This is a genomic window from Kosakonia sp. ML.JS2a, assembly GCF_025642095.1.
Classification (GTDB): Bacteria; Pseudomonadota; Gammaproteobacteria; order Enterobacterales; family Enterobacteriaceae.
On record NZ_CP106754.1, the window covers coordinates 1,389,114 to 1,409,552 of the forward strand.

Here is a 20,439-nt window from a genome sequence, read left to right on the forward strand (position 1 = left end):
GCAGTGGTGACTTTCCGTTCTTTTTTGGTGGCTCTGTTTGGCCTGTTCTTCAGCGCATGCGTATGGGCGGAGACCAACTACGCACCGTTCATTCAGGACATTGAGCAACGCCTTGATAAAACGGCGGAACTCTATCAGCAGCAAAAAACCAATGACGCCCGCCGCGAAGTGCAAATGGCCTATTTTGAGGTGTTCGAAAACCTCGAAGGGCCAATCCGCATTAACTTCTCTGCCAGTAAAAGCTACGAGATGGAAAGCACCTTCGGCGAGATCCGCAAAATGATTGGCGAAGGCAAGCCGCTCAGCGAGGTGCAGGGCAAAATCGACGGGCTGAAAAAAGCGCTGCGTGAGGTGGAACCGGTGCTCGATGGCGGGCATAAACTGGTTGCCGAAGAACAGCATTCAGCGCTCTCCCGCGATGACATTGCCGTGTACTGGCAAAACAGCTTCCGCAGCATCGACGATCTCCTGGCCCAGGCGGTCACCGAATATCAGGCCGGGAACTTCACCGCTGCCAGCCAGCGCGTACAGCAGGCGCATTATCAGGGCTTTAAAAACTCCGAAATGGAGATGTCGGTGCGCCAGAACCGTTCTGCGAAAGACGCCGCCTCCATCAACCAGCAGTTCACCGCGCTGATTGCGCTGACTGCGCAGCCCGATCATCTCAATGATGTCTCGTATCAGGTGACTTCGCTGTTGCAGGACATCGAAGATCTGTTACCTGGCCTGCCGACCACACGTGACGATCAACCCGTGAGCGCGCCGGAAAAAAGCGCGGCCACTGCGCCTGTCGCCAGCGACGCGCCGGAGAATGCTGACTGGGCCAGCATCGCATCCGCGATTAATCACAGCATCAGTAACGCTATCACGCTCTACCAGAACGGCAGCGCGCAAGAGGCGATCCTCGCGTTGCAAGACACTTACTTCGATCGCTTTGAAGCCACCGGCATGGAGAACAAAATCGGTTCCCGTGACTCGGCGTTCAAAACCACGCTGGAAAACCACTTTACCCGCCTGGTGAGCCTGATGAAGGCCGGGCAGCCGGTTGGCGCTCTGCTTACCGAGGCCAGCGCCCTGCAAAACGATCTGCAAAATGCCGTCACCATGCTGGGCGAGGGGGAAGAGACCCAGTGGAGCCTGCTGCTCTACAGCCTGATGATCATTGTTCGTGAAGGGCTGGAAGCCTTGCTGATTGTGGCGGCGATTGTCGCCTACATGGTGAAAAACAATCACCAGGACAAAATGCCGCTGATCCGCCAGTCGGTGATTGTGGCGCTGGTCGCAAGCGTAGTCACGGCGGTTATTTTCCAGATGCTGTTCACCAACTCCGGTGCCAGCCGTGAGTTGCTCGAAGGCTTCACCATGCTGATTGCGGTGGTGATGTTGTTCTTCATGAGCTACTGGCTGCTCTCCAAAGTGGAGGCCCGGCACTGGAAAGCCTGGCTGGAGGGCAAGCTGTCCCACTCGTTAACCCGCGGCTCGCTGGTCGGCTTGTGGCTGACCTGTTTCCTTGCTGTTTACCGCGAAGGGGCGGAAACGGTGCTGTTCTACTTTGCGCTGATTGGTGATGCGAAAGACGTTGCCGGTCATCTCTCCATTGGCGCGGGGTTTGCCATTGGTTGTGTGGTGTTGCTGGTGGCCTGGCTGGTGATGCGCTACTCGGTCGTCCGCTTGCCGCTCAAACCGTTCTTTATGTTTACCGGCAGTTTTATGTACCTGATGGCATTCGTCTTTGCCGGTAAAGGGGTGCTCGAACTGGTGGAAGGCAAGTTGTTCCAGCCAACATTGATTAATGGCATGCCAGAAGTCAGTTGGCTGGGCATTTATCCCTATGTGGAAACGTTGGTGCCGCAGGCGGTGTTGCTGCTTGCCGCATTGGTGGCGCTGTGGGTGATGCGCCGCCGCAACCACCTCCCGGGGGAGATGATTAAAAATAATTGATCGCCAATTTTACGACGAGAGGATAAGTCCAATGACCATGAAGAAAGCGCTTATTGCCGGTGCGGTAATGACCGGCATTTTCACTGCACCAGTAGCCCTGGCATTCCAGGAACACCCGGCGGGCGAGCCGGTAAAAATGAACGAAATGGAGCTGGCTGCCGTTTACTTGCAGCCGATCGATATGGAACCGCGTGGCATGGGGCTGCCTGCCGCTAAATCCGACATCCACCTGGAAGCCGACATTCATGCCACCGAAGGCAACAAAAACGGTTTTGGCGCGGGTGAATGGGTGCCGTATCTCACCATCAGCTACAGCCTGGTCAACACCGACACCGGCGAAAAACAAGACGGCACCTTCATGCCGATGGTCGCCAGCGATGGCCCGCACTACGGCGCGAACATCAAAATGATGGGCGTGGGCAACTACAAAGTGACCTACCACATTGAGCCGCCAGCCAAAGCGGGGATGCACCGCCATACGGACACCGAAACCGGTGTGGGCCGCTGGTGGAAGCCGTTCGACGTGAGCTATGAATTCAAATATGTCGGCCTGAACTGATTAAAGCGCAGGTGTTGATGTCGGTATCGCGGCGTGATTCCGCGATACCGTTACCCGCGCAGAGCCACTCTTTGTTTGCCCTACCCGAGTCGATGTCATGAGTTACTTTTTTGTCACCACACTTCAGGTTTTTTTCTGCGTAGCCCTGCTTTGCGGTCTGCTCTGGAGCCGTGGCCCGTGCCCGGCGGTGCGGCCACTGGTGTGGTCGTCGCTTGGCGGGTTGGCTGCCGGTCTGCTGTGCGGGCTGTTTTTCCATGGCTCGCAGCCGGCTCAGTTGCTGCTGGTTTGCGCCGAAGTGCTGGTGTCGCTGCTGTTCTTGCTGAGCTTTTGGTGGGTGCCGCACCGCGTGCGCTACCTGTTACAGGGCGTGCTGGTGCTGGGTGCCGCGCGTCACTGGGGGCTGGACCCCAACCTTGGCGGTCTCACCAGCACCCACGTTCTGAATACCGACCTGCTGCTTAATCTCACTTCTCTGGTGCTGGCCTTCGCGGTGCTGAGTCTGGCGGCGGTGCTGTGCGGGATGCTGGTCAGCCGCCTGCGCTGGCTTTACTGGCCGCTTACGCTGGTGGTGATGGTGCTGATCTGGTTGCCATTGAGCGGCAACGTGTTGTTACTGCTGATGAAACTGCAGGTCGTGCCGTTGCTCAAGCCGCTGCTGAGTTTTGTCGCGCGGGTAACGAATAACGCTGAGCTGTACAACTGGGCGGGCGCGGGTGTGTTGCTGCTCCTTGCGGTGTGCTGGCTGCCTGCGTTGAGCCGTCGTTTTCGCGCTGTGCGCCTTCAGCAGGATCCGATTGCACACCGTCTTGCCCGCGCGCAACGCCGTAATGCCATACGTCTGTTACTGACCACCATCGCGTGTGCCGCCGTGGTGGTTGCCGGTCAGCTCTGGTGGAACCTGGTCGCGTCGCAGCCGCCGCAGTTATCGCAGGCGCAGCCGGTCACCCTGGCAAGCGACGGCATGGTCCATCTGCCGGTGGCGCAACTGCGCGATGGCAAGCTGCACCGTTTTGTCTGGGTGGCGGATGATGGTAAAGCGGTGCGCTTTTTCATCATCAACCGCTATCCGGACAAGCTGCGCTTTGGCGTGGTGTTCGACGCCTGTCTGCTGTGTGGCGATCAGGGCTATGTGATGGAAGGCAACCAGGTTATCTGCGTGGCCTGCGGTGTGCATATTTTTATTCCGTCTATTGGTAAGGCGGGGGGCTGTAACCCGGTGCCGATCGACAACTGGCGCAACGATGAGAAAGAGCTGACTATCCCGCGCGATGCGCTGGCAGCCGGGGTGAACTACTTCTCGACGGTGATGACCATCAGCGTGACCGACCCGGTGGATAAAACCACGCTGACCAATACCTCTGCCGAGTACAAATACAGCTGGGGCGGTAAAACCTGGTTCTTTGCATCTGAAGCAAACTATAACCGCTTCCGCAGTGCGCCTGAGCAGTTTGCGCCAGGTCTGGCGAAGGAGGAGTAGCTATGTTATGGCGAATGCTACGGCAATCCTGGGGGCGTAATATCCGGCGTAAGGCGCTGGCGATACTGACCGTTTTTCTGGCCTCCAGCCTGATTTCTGCGCTGCTGGCGGTGTCGATCGACATCGGCGACAAGATGTCGCGTGAGCTGAAATCCTACGGCGCGAACATCCTGATTGAACCCGCCGGGCAGGCTGCGCTCCCGGCGATGTTCAGTGAGAAAAGCAACCCGCTCTCCGGCCAGGATTTCCTGGATGAGTCGGAATTACCCAACATTAAAGATATCTTCTGGCGCAATAACATTGTTGGCTTCGCCCCGATGCTTGGCGGCGAAGTGACGGCCAATGGCCGTGAGACTCCGGTGTTAGGCACCTTCTTCAGCCAGCCGGTCGACATCCCGGATGAAGAGGGATATCAGACCGGGCAACGCATGGTCAGCCCTTTCTGGCAGGTGGATGGCGCATGGCCGCAGGAGCCGGTTGGTGAGGTTCCGCAAGTGCTGGTGGGGCATGCGCTGGCGCGTAACAGTGGCTGGAAAGTGGGCGATAAGATTACGCTCCACGCCGGGGATCACGCTCAGAATGTGGTGGTCAGCGGCATCCTCTCCAGCGGTGGTGAAGAAGATAATCAACTGGTGATGCCGCTCGCTACCGTTCAGCAACTGCTGGGGTTGCAGGGCAAGGTGCAGGCGATCCGCGTTTCGGCGCTCACCGTGCCGGAAAACGAACTTTCACGCCGCGCGCGGGAAAACCTCGAAGCGCTGAATGCCGAAGAGTACGACCTCTGGTACTGCACGGCGTATGTCTCCTCGATTGCTCACCAGCTTGAAGAAGCGATTTCCGGGGCGGAAGTGCGCCCGGTCTGGCAGGTTGCCGCGTCAGAAGGCGTGGTGATCGACAAGATCCAGTTGCTGATGGGCGTGGTGACGCTCGCCGCACTGGTGGCTGCCGCGATGGGGATTGCCTCGCTGATGACCAGCACCATTATGGAGCGCGCTAAAGAGATTGGCCTGATGAAAGCGCTGGGTGCGCGGCAGTGGCAAATTCTGCTGCTGTTTTACCTGGAAGCCGCCTCCAGCGGCCTGGCGGGTGGCGCGCTGGGGTGCGTTGCCGGTTGGGGGTTGGCAAAAGCCATCGGGTTAATGTTGTTTGCTGCCCCGCTCAATTTTGCCTGGATTGTGGTGCCTTGCGTGCTGGTGATTGCGGTACTGATTGCGTTGATTGGCACCTGGTTCCCGGCGCGGCGCATTGCCCGTCTTTACCCTGTGGAGGTGCTGTATGGCCGCTAAGTGCGACATGCTCTGGTTGCTGGTGTGGCGTGCGTTGCGCCTGCGTTTACAGCGCGTCAGCGTGGTGTTCGCCGCGCTGACCGTTGGGGCGATGATCGTCACTGCGCTCTCTGCCGTGTGGTTTGATATCAACAGCAAGATGAGTGAAGAACTGCGCACCTTCGGGGCGAATTTCTACATCGGGCCTGCGCACGGTTCGGGCATGCCGCAGCCGGAATTGCAGGCCATTCTGGATAATGCCCCTGCCGGGCTTATCCATGGCGCCAGTCCGTGGCTGTATGGAATGGCGCGCACCGAACTGGAAAAAGTGGTGATCGTCGGGGTGTGGTTTGAATCGATGCAAAAACTGGCGCCGTACTGGCAGGTTACCGGCAACTGGATTGGCGTGAGCTTTGACGATCGCAACGCGATGATCGGCGTCAAGCTGGCTGAGCGTCTCAACGTCCGGCCAGGCGACAGCATCACGCTTGTAGATCATCAGGCGCGTAAAAAGTTGCTGATTAAAGGCGTTGTCGAGGCAGGCGATGCGACCGACAACATGCTGATCGTCAGTCTGGATGTGGCGCAAAGCTGGCTGCATCAGCCGGGCAAAATCAGCCATGCTTTGCTGAGCGTGAGTAACGATGTCGGGCAGGTGGAAAGCTATGCGCAGGGTTTACAGCAGCAATACCCGGATCTTGAGATCCGCCCGGTGCGTAAAGTCTCGGCTTCTGAAGGCCAGGTGCTGGATAAGATCAAAGGGCTGATGGGGCTGGTTTCAATCGTCATCCTGGCGCTCTCATCGCTGTGCGTGAACACCACGCTGATGGCGATTGTGGGTGAGCGTTCGCGTGAATTTGCGCTGCAAAAAGCGCTCGGCTCCAGCAATGGCGACATCATGCGCCAGATACTTCTGGAGACCGGTATTATCGCGCTGGCGGCGGTGGTCTGCGGTTGGGGGCTGGGCTATTTGCTGGCGCAACTGCTGGGGATGACGGTATTTAACGCCACCATTTCCCTGCGCCTGCCGGTATTACCAATCACCCTGGTTCTGTCGTTACTGGTCGCGGTGCTCGCGGCCATTGTTCCGGTGCGGCGTGCGGTTAGCGTTGAACCGGCAAAAGTGCTTAAAGGAGAGTAACGCGATGTCTGTAACGCACATGCCGCAGATGGCTATCGAAACCCGCCATCTGTACAAGCGGTTCGGCGACGTCACCGCGCTGGACGATATCAATCTGCGCATCGAACGCGGTGAGTTCGTGGCGATCATGGGCGCATCCGGCTCCGGTAAAACAACGCTGATGAACATTCTGACCTGCCTGGACACGGCCACCGAAGGGCAGGTGATCCTCGACGGTACCGATGCCGCAGCACTGGATGAAGAGGGGCGTCGGCGTTTTCGTGCAGAGAAAATTGGCCTGGTGTTCCAGCAGTTCCACCTGATCCCGTTTCTCACCGCGCTGGAAAACATCATGCTGGCGCAGCACTACCACAGCGTGGTGGATGAAGCTGCCGCGCGTGCCGTACTGGCGCAGGTGGGGCTGGAGCATCGCATCACCCACCTGCCAAGCCAGCTTTCGGGCGGTGAACAGCAGCGAGTGTGTATTGCCCGTGCGCTGGTGAATGAGCCGCCGGTGATTTTTGCCGATGAACCAACCGGTAATCTGGATGAAGAGAATGAGCAACGGGTACTGGATTTGTTAACCGATTTACACCGCCAGGGGCGCACGATTGTGATGGTGACGCACAACCCGGCACTCGGTCAGTTTGCCGATCGGATCGTGCGCTTACAGCACGGGAAATATCTTGGCGAGGAGAGAACACACCATGCGTTGGCTTAACGGGATGGTACTGCTGCTGGTGGTGTTATTAGGCGGCTGTAAAGAAGATAAACTGGCGCAGGGCGCGCCCGCACCTGCGCTGGCAGCCTTTGATTTGCACGGCAAAGATGCCAGCCTCGAGAGCTGGAAGGGTAAGCGGGTGTATCTCAATTTCTGGTCAGCAAGCTGCGGCGGCTGCCTGGCCGAGATGGATTCCTTGCAGGCGCTGAGCCAGCAGTGGGGCGATAAAATCGTGGTGGTGGCGGTTAACACCGATCCGGATTCCGTGGACATTAATGCGCTGTTGGCGAAGCACCAGATAACCTATCCGGTATTGCGCGATCAACTGAAGATCACCCAGGAGCGTTACCAGGTGATTGGTACGCCAACTTCGGTGTTGATTGATGAGCGGGGAAGGGTGCTCAGCCTGCATCAGGGGGCACGTAATCTGCCGGAATTACAGGAAACATTTACCCAACTTGCCCGTCAGTAAAACAGACGATGAGGGAGTGCGTGTATGGCATTTATCTGGACAGATAAGAAGGTGAGTTTTCTGCGTAAAAGCGCGGGGATACTGACAACACGCCAAATCGCCGACAAGCTAAAGACCAATATCACGGTGGTGCGCAATATGGCCTACCGTCTCGATTTACATCTCCGGGTGCCGAAATATAACGAGAAGCACCTTGAGCGGGTGCTGGCGCTGTATGACTCTGCGGAGAATTTCAGCCTGAAAGAGATTGCGCAAAAAACCGGGCTGACGCTCAGTACGCTGCATTACATTCTCTATGTTAAAAGCAACCTTCCCTTGTGCAGTAAAACGGAATATGTGCTGTTTGATACCGACGATGCCGTGCAATACCGTGTCCCGAAAGAGGTGCTGGATCTTGAAAGTTCAAGCCTGGATGGCCCCAATAGCGACGACAGCGTACGCGATATTTACCTTATTGATGGCACCCGCTATGCTGCCCGCAATATCCGGCAGGAAGTGGTGATCAGTCGCAATCGCGCCTGAACGGCTTGCCGGGAAAAGGGGGAGTGCCATGCAGTCAGTACGGCGAATGGGGGACGGGTATGAACCGCAGGTCTGGCAGGAAGGTGACCGGCTGACTTACTCGCTGCCTGTGGAGTCCGGCTTTGTCAGCTTCGATTTCACCTTCGATGTTCAGCAACGCGATCTGGATGTCCTGCTCGCCGACGACTACCGCCGCGCGGTGCTTGAAATTGTGGCTCACACACTGCTCCAGCGCGCAAGCGTGCGCGCCAGCTTTACGCAGAGCGACTTCGATAAACTGATCGCAGAGACGCTCCACGCTTCGCCCGAGGTTCTCCAGGCGTTAATTTCCCGCATCGCTCAGGAGCATAACATTGCGATTGAGCAGTACGTGCAGGAAGCTATCAAGCAGCGATCGCTGTAGACGCAAATGCAGCGCGACCCGCGACGACATTGTTAGCGGCAACCGGTGCTGGCTGTGCTGTATCAGCGTTGTGTTCCCGGCCATCATCTCGCTGAACGGCTTTAGAAAACATAACCCGCTTTTGTCGACTTCAATTTTTGCCGTATTTCTCCCCTGTTATCCCACCAAATCCGGTAGCCCGGCGCTGTCATCCCGGCGTGAAGACGCTATAGTGCACTTTCGCCAGAGGCCGGTCGTTGGAATGGAAGAAGGGAATCTCGCATGTCAGGCAGTCAGAAATTCGTCTTAATTCTCCTTGCGTTAGCACTGCTGTTCGTGGCGGGGATTGGGTATTACTCAACGTGGTTTAACGCACTGTTCTTTGCCATTTTTATCTGTGTGATGCTGCTCATCGCCCGCCCGCTGTTGATGCCCGCCGGGTATGGCGCAAACAAAATACGCGCGCTGACCGTGGTGCTGGGGATGGGCATTATTGGTAGCGGCTCCAGCGTGCTGAATACGCTGCTGCCCACCATCTGGTCTTTGCCGGTGCTGCAAAATGCCCCGGCCTGGTTGAAGAGTATTCAGTTTATCAGTCAGCCCTCGCCGTGGGTCATTACCTTTGCGGGGCTGGTGGTGATCGGCGTCTTCTACTGCATGCGGGATAAAACGGTCAGCGGCGGTCACCCGAAACCGTTGAAAGACGATTTTCCTGAAGAGAGCTTCCCCAAAAAATTGCAGGCGTTTTGCAATGCGCTGGAGCGGGATTTGATCACCGTCGACCAGGACAGCAACTGGAGCCCGGAATACTATACCGAGCTACAGGCCGAAGTGGAGATCCGTAAAACGAACGGCGTTGCATCGCGCAAAAAAATCATGCGCCTGCAAGATGCCATCCGCAAAGACCGAAAGTCACAATCGTTTCTGATTCTGGGTGTGCCTGGTGCCGGGAAAAGCGTGGCGCTACGCAAACTGGCTAAAGACATGCTGGCGGAAGTCAAAAAAACCAACCGCGTACCTGTCTATGTCAACCTGCGCGAATGGGTGCCGACCAGCGCCGCGGCAGGCAACCGCTCCGGGTTCACCGTTCGCGAACTGGAAGAGTTTGTCATCAACAATGTCTCCCAACGCGGCGACGTGTTCACCAAAGATTTTATGGATAAGTACTTCCGGGATCTCTGGCGTACGGGGCGCTTATTTTTTATTTTCGACTCGTTTGATGAAATCGCCGAACTTCTGGACGCCAATGAAGATTCCGATGTCATTAACTCGCTTTCCAGCGTTATCTCTAAGTTTATGGCCACGCACCCTGCGTCGCGCGGTGTTTTATCGTCGCGGATTTTCAGGCAGCCGACGCGGGCGTTTCTGGCAGATAAAGTGCTGGAGATCCGCCCGCTGTCCGAGACCGGTATTTCAGAAGCATTACGCCGTTACCCGCAGTTTACTGAGCAGGTCAGAAACGAACTGTTCAGTCATCGTCAGGATTTGATGCCGCTGGCGCGTAACCCCTTCATTATGGCGCTGCTGGGGGAGTGGATTGCAGTAAAAGAGCAACTCCCGGCAAACCAGGCGGAGATTTACAAAAACTATATCGATCGCCGCTTGCAGCTTTGCCATCACCGCCTGAGCAACGCGGGGATCACAGCGCAGGAAGTGATTGCGGTCTCGACCGATATCGCCTGGTTTGTCTTTCGCTCATCGAAATTCGGCCTTGAAGCGCCGGTTAAGGTGATCAGTCAACACTTCAACTCCGGCAAAGTGGACGCGGTGTTAGAGGTGCTGCGCTATGCCAGAATTGCCAGAGTCACTTCCGGCGATGAGAAGTCATTCGCATTTGTGCATCGCCGCTTCCTGGAGTACTTCGTCACCGCCCGGCTGTTGCAAACGCCGGAAGAGGTGCCGACTTCGCACATTCCAACGGATTCGCGTGGGCGCGATGCGCTGGTGCTGTATGCACAGTTGTGCGAACCGGCGGAAGCACAACGGTTAGCGGATCTCTGCTGGAGCGAGATCCAGCAGCATTTTGCCGATCCGCGCCAGAGGTTAAGGGCGATCCACTGCCTGCGATTTTTAATTGATGCGTTTGGCTCGCGGCGGGAGGTGATCCTGCCGTTTGAAGATGCGCTGAGCGACTTTGTTATGGAGCACGTCAAAACCGGCGATAGCATTATTCTGGCGAAAATTTGCCTTGAAGCGACCGGCATACTCTCTGAATCGCGCGCTGCGCCGATCCTTGCTGTCGCCATTGTCGGGACGGATGGCTGGCTGCGGGAAACGGCCTTTCGGGCCTGCCGTCACTTGCCGAAAATGGAATCCGGGCTGGAAGAGGGGATTAAGAAATATGTAATGAGCATCTCCGATGTTCATTTCTGGGCGAGCCGTAAAAATATCCTGCTGAGTTTATCCCTGTCGGATGCGCTAAGTGGCGTCTACCGGGTCGCGCAATTGCGCCTGTGGAACATGAAAGTCTCGATGGTCTGTTGCGCACTGCTTTGCGTGGTCATGCCGTTTATTGTGGCTTTCGGCGCGTCTTACGCGGCGGCAGCCAGCGCGTCTCTTTTTTTCGTGACAAAAACAGGAAAGAAAGAGAAACCTGATAACAATCAGGGGAATAAGCCCGCCAGGCGATCTTTATCGTCGTTAACCGAATCCGGCTTTTTCGCCTGTAGCGTGGTGTTGTTCAGGATGCTGGGGTGTCTCATTCTGGCGTTTATGAGCATTATTGGGCTGTTCTCCGGGGTGATGGCCCATACGATCGCACCTTTTGCCGTTTATGGTTGGTTCGGTGGTGCGTATCGCTGGTGGACTGCCGCGCTGATTGTCGTTTCCGGCCTGCTTTTGCTGGACTGGGTGAATATCTGCCAGTTTGTTCGCCGCAATATCAAGGATCTGCTTAATCTGCGGAAATGGCTCTCGAACCTGTCTATTCTGGCCGTGTCGGCATTGATGGTATGGGGCATGTTTACGCTGATCGACTATGTCACCAGGCGTCCGCTGGCGACGAAGGTGTTTGTCGGCATTATCCTCCTGACTTGCGCCGGGTTTGCCGTTGCCGCGGCGGTGAGGGTGTTTGTGGTGTTAAGGGAGTGCTTGCGGGATCGGCGCATGCTCCGGTCGTTAACGTTGTCCCCAACGCTTACCCGCACGGAGATCGCCCGCGTCTTTTCAGCCTGTTTATCCCACTATGGTCGTTTACAGTATGTGCAGAAACTGGAAGCCGCCGGGGTTTCTCCGTCCGGGGAGTGGCCTGCGGAATTCCGTCTGGCTGTCGGCCTTGGCGACGCCTGGACGGCGCTGGCGCGGCTGGAGGAGCGCTGGTTAAAACTGGACAGATAAAAACAGAACAGACGCCCGACCGGTTCAGATAACGGTCGGTTTACTTTTATTCAGATGTGCGCAAACCCACGCGTGAAGCGTGTCGTAAAAGAGCGTTAAATTTTAGCGTTGTGCGGTGGGATCGATAGTCTGGCTAACTTGTTGCGACTGGATTTTATCCTGATGATGATACCAGGCGCCAATAGTGGAATAGACGAAACGGCCGAAGAAAAAGAGAAAGCTGATAAGAAGTACGATACGGGTCATGCGACTGTCAAATCGATGTCGTTTTCGCATACTGGGTGCCTGACTCACAATGGTTCCTTTAGGAAAGCCCGATAAACGGGCGACAATGACATTAAGGCACAGTCTCCGGGGAAGGTCAATTCAGCCTGGCGCAAAAATGCCATGAATAAAAAATAAACAACAATTATATAAGATAAATTAAATATTTATGTGCGGAATATAATTTACGCATAAAAGTAAAAAAGCTGTGAAATAAAATGGCTTGCCGATATTTTCTTGATATATATCAATTATAAGTTATTGTTCAGCACTAAACTTTCGGCTTCTTCGGGCATTTTTACCCCTTGCCCGGCATGGCCAGGTTGGATGCCTGCCTGAAATGCCCACCCGGATCAGGTTTTTTCGTTGAGCATCTATGACATTGATAAAAAAATATAATCATCTGAAAGATCAGTGGTGGGCACTGCCTCTCATCGTCCCCTCTATACTGTTTCCATTATTTAGTCTGGCTAATACATTTGCTTTAGTCTCCGGGCAGCATGTCATTCTTTACTATCTGCCGATGGCGCTGCTGATAAGCCTGATGATGTTTTACGGTTGGGCGGCGTTGCCCGGTATTGTGGTGGCGCTCGTTTTACGTTACGGCGATCTCGAGCCGTTAGTCCTGTTTCTGCAAAGCATGCGTTTACTGGTTCCGGTGATACTGAGCTGGGGCGGTTATCGCGTTTTCGTTACCCGGCGGCATCGCGTGTCGTACGGCACATCGTTGCTGGTTTCCCAGCGCATCTTCTGGCAGGCGCTGTGCCCGGCCACCCTTTATCTGATCATTCTTGAAGTGGGCGTCTGGCTGAACCTGTACGATAAACCGCTCAGTGAGACGAATGCTCTGGCGCTCAATGTGCCCATGCTGATTAATTATCAGGGGTTACTGGTCGGGTTGCTCACCGGCGTCCCCTTCAGCTATCTGGTGATCCGCATTATTCGCCATCCGCGTTATGTCATCACCTGGTTCTCGCAGTTGCGCCATGAGTTCGACCCAAAAGTCACGCGCGTGGAGGTGCTGGTATGGTCCCTTATTGTTGCCGGGATCGTCTTTTTACTGCTGATGCCGCTCAACATCCACAGCTCTATTTTTAGTACCAACTACACATTATCGTTGCTGTTACCGGTCATGCTGTGGGGGGCAATGCGTTACGGCTACCGTTTTATCTCGTTTGTCTGGACGCCATTACTGATCGTCTCCATTCACTATTTTGATCGCTATCTGCCACGGTTTCCCTCATACGATCTGCAACTGGCTATTGTCTCTTCAAGCTACCTGGTGTTCTCGTTCATCATTATCGCCATGGCGGTGATGGCGACCCGGCAGCGTACTGTGAATGACCGCGCCCGCCGCCTGGCGTTTATCGATCCGGTAACGAATATGCCCAACCTGCGGGCGCTTAACCGCGCGCTGGCGGAAACGCCCTGGTCGGTGCTCTGTTTTTTACGCATACCGGAGCTTGAACTGTTAGGGCGCAACTATGGCGTGATGTTACGCATTCAGTACAAACAGCGGATGGCAAACTGGCTACAGCCTCTATTGATGGCGGAGGAGTGCGTCTACCAGCTCTCCGGCCACGATCTGGTGATCCGTCTGAACACACAGTCGCATCAGACGCGCATTGAGGAGCTGGATGCGCGTATCAAAGCGTTCCGCTTTGTCTGGGATGAGATGCCGCTACAACCGCAGGTCGGGCTGAGCTACTGCTATGTGCGCTCACCGGTGAAGCACCTGTCTCTGTTGCTGGGTGAAATGAGCACCATTGCGGATTTGTCGCTGGCGACCAACCATCCGGAAAATCTGCAAAACCGTGGTGCAACGAACCTGCAACGCAGCCTCCGGCTGAAAGTGGACATGATGAATCGCCTGCAACTGGCGCTGGAGCAGAACCAGTTTGTGCTCATGGCGCAGCGGATCCACGGCGTGCGCGGTGACGATTACTACGAGATCCTGCTGCGGCTCGGCGAGGAGGGGGGCGAGAGTATCAGTCCGGATGTGTTTTTGCCGGTGGCGTATGAGTTTGGTTTGTCGTCGCGCATTGATCTGTGGGTTATTGAGCATGTATTGCACTTTATGGCGCAAAACCGCGAGCGCCTGCCTGCGCAGCGTTTCGCCATCAACCTTTCCCCGGCGTCAGTGTGCCGCAAACCGTTCAGTCAGGAAGTCCGCCGTTTACTGCGCAAATACAGTATTGAAGCCTGGCAACTGATTTTTGAAGTCACCGAAAGCAATACGTTGAGCAGCATCATGCAGGCGAACCAGACGCTGGTGCACTTACAGTTGATGGGCTGCCGGGTGGCGATTGATGATTTTGGCACCGGTTATGGCAGTTATGCGCGGCTGAAAACGGTGAATGCCGATATCCTGAAAATCGACGGCAGTTTTATCCGCAATATTGTCTCTAACAGCCTGGACTACCAGATTGTGTCATCCATTTGCACGCTAGCGCGGATGAAGAAAATGCACGTCGTGGCGGAATATGTCGAAAGCGAAGAGATACGCAGCGCGGCCATTGCGCTGGGGATCGATTACTTGCAAGGGTATGTGATTGGTAAACCTGCGCCGCTCGAACAGCTTATTGCGCCGCCAGCGCAGGTTTAATCATGCTGCGTGGCGGATCAGGCCGCCACGTCAGACTGCTCTTCTTCGATTTTCAACCGCCAGCCGGTTACGGCTTCCCAGTATTCCTGCTCTTTTTCCAGATCGAGCAGCACCAGTGCATTCTGGCTGAACCAGTCATACGGGAAACTGAGCGTCCAGTGATTGTCATCGGTTTTCAGGTGCAGCGTCGGCGGTGTAGTGGTCGCCTGGCGCTGGTTATTCAGCAACACGCCCAGACGTAAAATCTGCACCAGCGGCAAATACTGCTTCTTCTTAAACAGCGTAAACCGCGGCAACTCGTCGAGCTTGATCCCTTTACGATGGCAGCGAACCAGTGTCGCCATCATCAGTTGCTGCTCCTGGTTAAAGCCCGGCAAATCGCTGTTTTGCAGAATGTACGCGGAATGGCGGTGCATGCCGCTGTGGTTAATGTTCAGCCCCACCTCGTGCAGCATCGCCGCCCACTTCAGCAGCGCTGCCAGTTGCGGGTTGGCGAGCTTCGGGTTTTGCGCCTGCCACTGATCGTACATCAGGGTCGTGGTTTCCAGCACGCGACGCGCCTGTTCGCGGTCAATATTGTACTGGCTGGCAAGGCTCTGTGCCGTACGGCTGCGAATGTCCTGGTGGCGGAAACGGCCTTCCATCTCATACAGCACGCCTTCACGCAGCGCACCATCGGACAGGCGCAGCTCGCGGATAGCCAGCGCATCGAATACGCCGCACAGAATCGCCAGGCCCGGCACAAACACCGCTTTGCGCTCTTCGGAAAGCCCAGGCAGGCTGAGTTCGGCGAAGTTTTTATACTTCAGCACTTCAGCGACCAGTTTTTCCAGGCGTTCCGGGGTGATAATGCCATCTTTCTCGCCGGAGGCCAGCAGCACTTCATGGGCGGCTTTAATGCTGCCGGATGCGCCAAGCGCCACATTCCAGCCCTGAATACGGAACTGCCACGCCAGCGATTCCAGCTTTTGCGTGGCCGCCATGCGCGCGCGGCGGAAGTTTTCGCCGTTAATACCGCCGCCGGGGAAATACATTTGCGCGAAACTGACACAGCCCATCCGGCGGCTTTCAACCAGTTTGGGTTCGAAATCTTCACCGATCACCAGTTCCGTCGAGCCGCCGCCGATATCGAGCACCAGCTTGCGGCCTTTTTCCGGCTGCGTGTGCTCTACGCCCATAAAAATCAAACGGGCTTCTTCATTGCCCGAAATGATCTCAATCGGGTAGGGGATCACTTTCTCGGCGCGTTTGAGAAAATCGGTGGCGTTCAACGCTTGGCGCAGAGTGTGCGTGCCGACGATGCAAACGCTCGAGGGATCGAAACCCTGCAAGCGTTCGGCAAAAAGCGACAGGCAGGCCAGCCCGCGCTCGATGGCCTCTTCACTCAGCATGTTATTGCTGTCCAGTCCATCCGCCAGATGAACGCGTTGCTTAAGGCGACCAATGATCTGCATGGCGCCGTCCACCACACGCGCTATCACCATGTGGAAACTGTTGGAACCCAAATCGACCGCAGCAAACTCTTCCGGTCGTGGTGTCTTTTCTTGTATCGGCATAGATTAGTCGGGCTGTTCGAGTGATTTGATATAGTCGTAAATCGCCAGTTGTGCGCGTACTTTGCGGCGGTTGCCGCGCGGCACATAGCGATTACTCAGTTCTTTATCGATATACCTGGCTTTCACGGTATCACCTAAAAGCAAATCGATGATATCCAGAACGCGCTGTTTAAGGCGCGGATCGAGCAGCGGCGCCGCCACTTCAATACGGTAATCGATGTTACGCGTCATCCAGTCAGCGGAAGAAAGATAGACTTGCTTATCGCCGCCGTTCTCAAAAATATAGATGCGATCGTGCTCAAGATAACGGTCAACAATGCTGATCACGCGAATATTTTCGCTGATGCCTTCGAGATCCGGGATCAGCGAACACATTCCGCGCACCAGCAGGTTCACCGGCACACCGGAACTGGAGGCGGCATACAGCCTGTCTACCAGTCCTTTGTCCACCAGGTTATTCAGCTTCAGCGTAATCCCCGATGGTTTGCCCGCTTGTGCGTTGGCAATCTCGGTATCGATCATGTCATACAACAGGCGACGAGAGTTCTGCGGCGAGACCAGCAGATACTCGAAGTTAACCGGGCGATACGGGTTTTCAATAAAGTTAAACACCCGGCGTACTTCATTGGTAATGCGTGCATCGGCGGTGATCAGCGAATAGTCGGTATAAAGACGCGCGGTTTTTTCGTTAAAGTTCCCGGTGCCGATGTGGGCATAACGCACCACCTCTTCCCCTTCCATACGGGAGATCAGGAACAGTTTGGCGTGAATTTTTAAGCCCGGCGCTGAGAAGATAACCTGCACACCCGCTTCGGTCAGGCGTTTGGCCCAGTGGATGTTCGCCTCTTCATCAAAACGCGCTTGCAGCTCCACCACCACCGTCACTTTCTTGCCGTTATGGGCGGCGTGGATCATGGAGTCAATAATGCGCGAGTCTTTCGCCACGCGGTAGATATTGATTTTTATCGCCAGCACGCTCGGGTCGAACGACGCCTGACGCAGCAGCTCCAGCACGTGCTCAAACGTGTGATACGGGTAGTAGAGCAGCACATCGCGTTCGCGAATGGCATCAAAACCGTTACGGAATTTATCGAACCAGAGATGACGCAGGCGCGGCAGCGGTTTATTGACCAGGTTGGATTTGCCAACGTTCGGGAAGCCAATAAAGTCTTTAAAGTTGTGGTAACGCCCGCCGGGGATAATCGAGTCATAGCGGGAGATGGTCAGTTTCTCACGCAGCATTTCCACCATCGCATCCGGCATGTCGCGCTGATAAACAAAGCGCACCGGTTCCGCAGTCAGTCGCTGCTTCAGGCTGGAGGACATCAGCTCCATCAGGCTCGATTCCATCTCGTGCACCAGATCGTATTCGGCGTCACGGGTCATCTTCATCGAGTAGGCATTGAGTGTGTCGTAATCAAAGAAGCCTTTGAAAATATCATCCAGGCAGTAGCGCAGGATGTTATCCAGCAGGATCATCGGCTTACGACGGCGCGGCGTTTCCGGCGGCAGGTTAACAAAGCGCGGAACCTTGTCCGACGGGATCTCCAGCAACGCATAACGAATATTGTCGCCACGAATGATCTCCACCGCCAGATAGGTGTAATCATCCTTCAGGAAGCGCACCAGATTGGTTTCGCGGTTGATCAGCGTCGGGGTGATGTGCTGGCGCAGGTACTGTTTAAAGTAGTTACGCAGCCAGCTCTGCTGGTTTTGCGAAAGCTGGCGTTCGTTGATCAGGAAGATCTGATTACGCGCCATTTCCAGCAGCAGATCGTTGTACAGGCTGTCGAACTCCTGGTCGGCTTTCAGTACGCGGGACTGAATTTTCCCCAGCAGATGACGCGAATTAGTCGGAAGGCCTTGTTCTTCACTGATGATCAGCCGGCGTTTCAGTTCCGCAAAACGCACTTTATAGAATTCATCGAGGTTATTGGAATAGATCCCCAAAAAACGCATGCGCTCGATCAGCGGGTTACTCTTGTCTGCGGCTTCCTGGAGAACGCGTTCATTGAAGCACAACCAGCTTAGTTCTTTTTCGAGATATAACTTTTCCTGACCCATTCCTGTTTACACTCCGGTTCAATCTCGGGACACAGCAAGTCCATCTCGCTCTCGCGGCGTCCCGACTTACAGGTGAACGTTGCTGGCGTTCCTTCGTATGACACAACTTATTATGGCGAGCTTTGCCACCAGATGTCCAACTGTGCCAAAAAAGTATGACAGTATTCTTTTTTCTGACTTAAGGTGATGAAAATACAGCGGGGAAGGGATAAACAAGCCGGATAAGACGGAGACGCCATCCGGCATAAGTGATGTAGCAGAGAAATTATTCGTCAGCCGCATAGCCCTGCGGCGGTAAGCAGACACCATCCAGCCAGGCGGCGTTGTTTTCCATCTTCAGGCGACCGTCGACAAACCAGCTCACCACCAGCGGGTAAATGGCATGTTCCTGCGCCTGAACACGCGCGGTGATCTCCTCTTCTGTATCACCATCGAACACCGGCACTTTTGCCTGCAAAATCACCGGGCCGCCGTCCAGCTCATCGGTGACAAAATGCACGGTGGTGCCATGCTCTTCATCGCCGTTTTCCAGTACCTGACGGTGCGTGTGCAGACCGGGATATTTCGGCAGTAGGGAAGGGTGGATATTCAACAGATGCCCGGCGTAGTGGGAGACAAATGCCGGACTGAGGATGCGCATATAACCCGCCAGTACCACCAGATCCGGCGCATAAGCGTCGATTTCCAGCATCAGTTCGCGATCGAACGCATCGCGACTGGCGAACTGGTCAGCAGTGAGGGCATGTGCGGGAATCGCTGCTTCCCGCGCACGTTCAAGGCCGAACGCATCGGCCTTATTACTGAATACCGCCCGCAGGGTGCCGTTGATTTTCTTCTGTTTGCAGGCATCAATAATTGCCTGCAAATTGCTTCCGTTACCGGAAATCAGCACCACGATATTTTTCATTCAATGACCACGCGCTCACTGGAATCGGATGCGTTGATGATACCGATTTTCCACGCGTTTTCACCTTTAGCATTCAGTAATGCGATGGCTTTATCTGCTTCAGCCGCTGGCAGCGCAATCACCATCCCGACGCCGCAGTTAAAGGTGCGATACATTTCATGACGGCTGACGTTGCCCGCGCTCTGCAACCAGTTAAATACCGCCGGCCACTGCCAGGATGACTCGTCGATGACCGCCTGGGTGTTGTCTGGCAGTACGCGCGGGATGTTCTCCCAGAAGCCGCCGCCGGTCAGGTGCGCAATGGCGTGTACATCCACGTTTGCAATCAGCTCCAGCACCGATTTCACATAAATGCGTGTCGGTTCCAGCAGGTGATCGGCCAGCGGTTTGCCTTCAAGCTGCGTCGTTTGCGGATCGCAACCGCTCACTTCGATCACTTTGCGCACCAGCGAGTAACCGTTGGAGTGCGGACCGCTGGAGGCCAGCGCGACCAGCACATCACCGTCGGTCACTTTTGAACCGTCGATGATTTCTGACTTTTCCACCACGCCGACGCAGAAACCGGCCACGTCATAATCTTCGCCGTGATACATGCCCGGCATTTCCGCCGTTTCGCCGCCGACCAGTGCACAACCGGATTGCAGACAACCTTCAGCGATGCCGTTGATCACGCTGGCCGCCGTATCGACATCCAGCTTGCCGGTCGCGTAATAATCCAGGAAGAACAACGGCTCTGCGCCCTGTACCACCAGGTCGTTCACGCACATCGCCACCAGGTCGATGCCAATGGTGTCGTGACGTTTCAGATCCATCGCCAGACGCAGCTTGGTGCCCACGCCGTCAGTGCCGGAAACCAGTACTGGCTCACGATATTTTTGCGGCAGAGCGCACAGCGCGCCGAAGCCGCCCAGACCGCCCATCACTTCCGGACGGCGGGTTTTCTTCACCACGCCTTTGATTCGGTCAACCAGAGCATTGCCCGCGTCGATATCAACACCGGCATCTTTGTAGCTGAGAGAGGTTTTATCGGTCACTGCTTCAGTCCCCACGCGTTTACTTGCGGTAGAAATAAAATTCGGCGCAATTCTAACAGCCAAGGCAAACGTTTGCGAGTCCATTATTTCAGGGCGCTGAGGATTCTTACGATATACTCTTTTCCAGTCTGATTGATCGTGATCAAGCGCCTGCCTGTAGCGCAACGGAAAAAAAGCGGTATAATCCGGCGATTTTTTTTGTGGCTGCCACCTG

Annotated in this window: 16 protein-coding genes; 11 read left to right on the forward strand and 5 right to left on the reverse strand. The window is 55.5% G+C overall.

Going from position 1 to position 20,439, the window contains the following annotated elements:
• Positions 1-3 precede the first annotated feature (3 nt).
• The 10 genes from N7922_RS06785 to N7922_RS06830 all read left to right on the forward strand — a co-directional run bounded on the left by N7922_RS06785 (position 4) and on the right by N7922_RS06830 (position 11,795).
• Positions 4-1,941, forward strand: a complete 1,938-nt coding sequence (locus N7922_RS06785) for an FTR1 family protein (RefSeq protein ID WP_263099813.1) — start codon at positions 4-6, stop codon at positions 1,939-1,941.
• A 31-nt stretch (positions 1,942-1,972) separates the two neighbouring features.
• Positions 1,973-2,500, forward strand: coding sequence for an iron transporter (locus tag N7922_RS06790; RefSeq protein ID WP_263099814.1), 528 nt, complete (start codon positions 1,973-1,975; stop codon positions 2,498-2,500).
• A 97-nt stretch (positions 2,501-2,597) separates the two neighbouring features.
• The gene (locus N7922_RS06795) at positions 2,598-3,977 is read left to right on the forward strand and encodes a Fe-S-containing protein (RefSeq protein WP_263099815.1); all 1,380 of its coding nucleotides are present in this window, start codon (positions 2,598-2,600) and stop codon (positions 3,975-3,977) included.
• A gap of 2 nt (positions 3,978-3,979) precedes the next feature.
• On the forward strand, positions 3,980-5,263 hold the full coding sequence (locus tag N7922_RS06800; RefSeq protein WP_263099816.1) for an ABC transporter permease: 1,284 nt from the start codon (positions 3,980-3,982) through the stop codon (positions 5,261-5,263).
• Complete coding sequence (locus N7922_RS06805) at positions 5,253-6,383, forward strand: ABC transporter permease (RefSeq protein ID WP_263099817.1); 1,131 nt, start codon at positions 5,253-5,255, stop codon at positions 6,381-6,383. Before N7922_RS06800 ends, N7922_RS06805 begins: the two co-directional genes overlap by 11 nt.
• Positions 6,384-6,387: 4 nt before the next feature.
• On the forward strand, positions 6,388-7,083 hold the full coding sequence (locus tag N7922_RS06810; protein ID WP_263099818.1) for an ABC transporter ATP-binding protein: 696 nt from the start codon (positions 6,388-6,390) through the stop codon (positions 7,081-7,083).
• On the forward strand, positions 7,070-7,555 hold the full coding sequence (locus tag N7922_RS06815; protein ID WP_263099819.1) for a TlpA family protein disulfide reductase: 486 nt from the start codon (positions 7,070-7,072) through the stop codon (positions 7,553-7,555). Before N7922_RS06810 ends, N7922_RS06815 begins: the two co-directional genes overlap by 14 nt.
• A gap of 24 nt (positions 7,556-7,579) precedes the next feature.
• Positions 7,580-8,077, forward strand: coding sequence for a hypothetical protein (locus tag N7922_RS06820; protein ID WP_263099820.1), 498 nt, complete (start codon positions 7,580-7,582; stop codon positions 8,075-8,077).
• Between the two features lie 28 nt (positions 8,078-8,105).
• Positions 8,106-8,480, forward strand: coding sequence for a hypothetical protein (locus N7922_RS06825; RefSeq protein ID WP_263099821.1), 375 nt, complete (start codon positions 8,106-8,108; stop codon positions 8,478-8,480).
• Between the two features lie 261 nt (positions 8,481-8,741).
• On the forward strand, positions 8,742-11,795 hold the full coding sequence (locus tag N7922_RS06830; protein ID WP_263099822.1) for an NACHT domain-containing protein: 3,054 nt from the start codon (positions 8,742-8,744) through the stop codon (positions 11,793-11,795).
• 102 nt (positions 11,796-11,897) lie between these two features.
• On the opposite strand, the gene N7922_RS06835 is transcribed toward N7922_RS06830, so the two are convergent.
• Positions 11,898-12,089, reverse strand: a complete 192-nt coding sequence (locus N7922_RS06835) for a YfgG family protein (protein WP_263099823.1) — start codon at positions 12,087-12,089, stop codon at positions 11,898-11,900.
• A gap of 346 nt (positions 12,090-12,435) precedes the next feature.
• On the opposite strand from N7922_RS06835, the gene N7922_RS06840 reads away from it, so the two are divergent.
• Positions 12,436-14,664 (forward strand): sensor domain-containing phosphodiesterase, encoded by a 2,229-nt coding sequence (locus N7922_RS06840; protein WP_263099824.1) that lies wholly within the window; start codon positions 12,436-12,438, stop codon positions 14,662-14,664.
• 17 nt (positions 14,665-14,681) lie between these two features.
• Here N7922_RS06840 and ppx read toward each other — a convergent pair whose 3' ends face one another.
• The 4 genes from ppx to purM form a co-directional block, all read right to left on the reverse strand.
• Positions 14,682-16,220, reverse strand: a complete 1,539-nt coding sequence (ppx, locus tag N7922_RS06845) for an exopolyphosphatase (RefSeq protein WP_263099825.1) — start codon at positions 16,218-16,220, stop codon at positions 14,682-14,684.
• A gap of 3 nt (positions 16,221-16,223) precedes the next feature.
• Positions 16,224-18,284 (reverse strand): polyphosphate kinase 1, encoded by a 2,061-nt coding sequence (ppk1, locus tag N7922_RS06850; protein ID WP_263099826.1) that lies wholly within the window; start codon positions 18,282-18,284, stop codon positions 16,224-16,226.
• Positions 18,285-18,549: 265 nt separating this feature from the next.
• A complete protein-coding gene (gene purN / locus N7922_RS06855; RefSeq protein ID WP_263099827.1) occupies positions 18,550-19,191 on the reverse strand; it encodes a phosphoribosylglycinamide formyltransferase in 642 nt (213 codons plus the stop codon).
• Positions 19,188-20,225, reverse strand: coding sequence for a phosphoribosylformylglycinamidine cyclo-ligase (gene purM / locus N7922_RS06860; protein ID WP_263099828.1), 1,038 nt, complete (start codon positions 20,223-20,225; stop codon positions 19,188-19,190). Before purM ends, purN begins: the two co-directional genes overlap by 4 nt.
• Between the last annotated feature and the right edge of the window lie 214 nt (positions 20,226-20,439).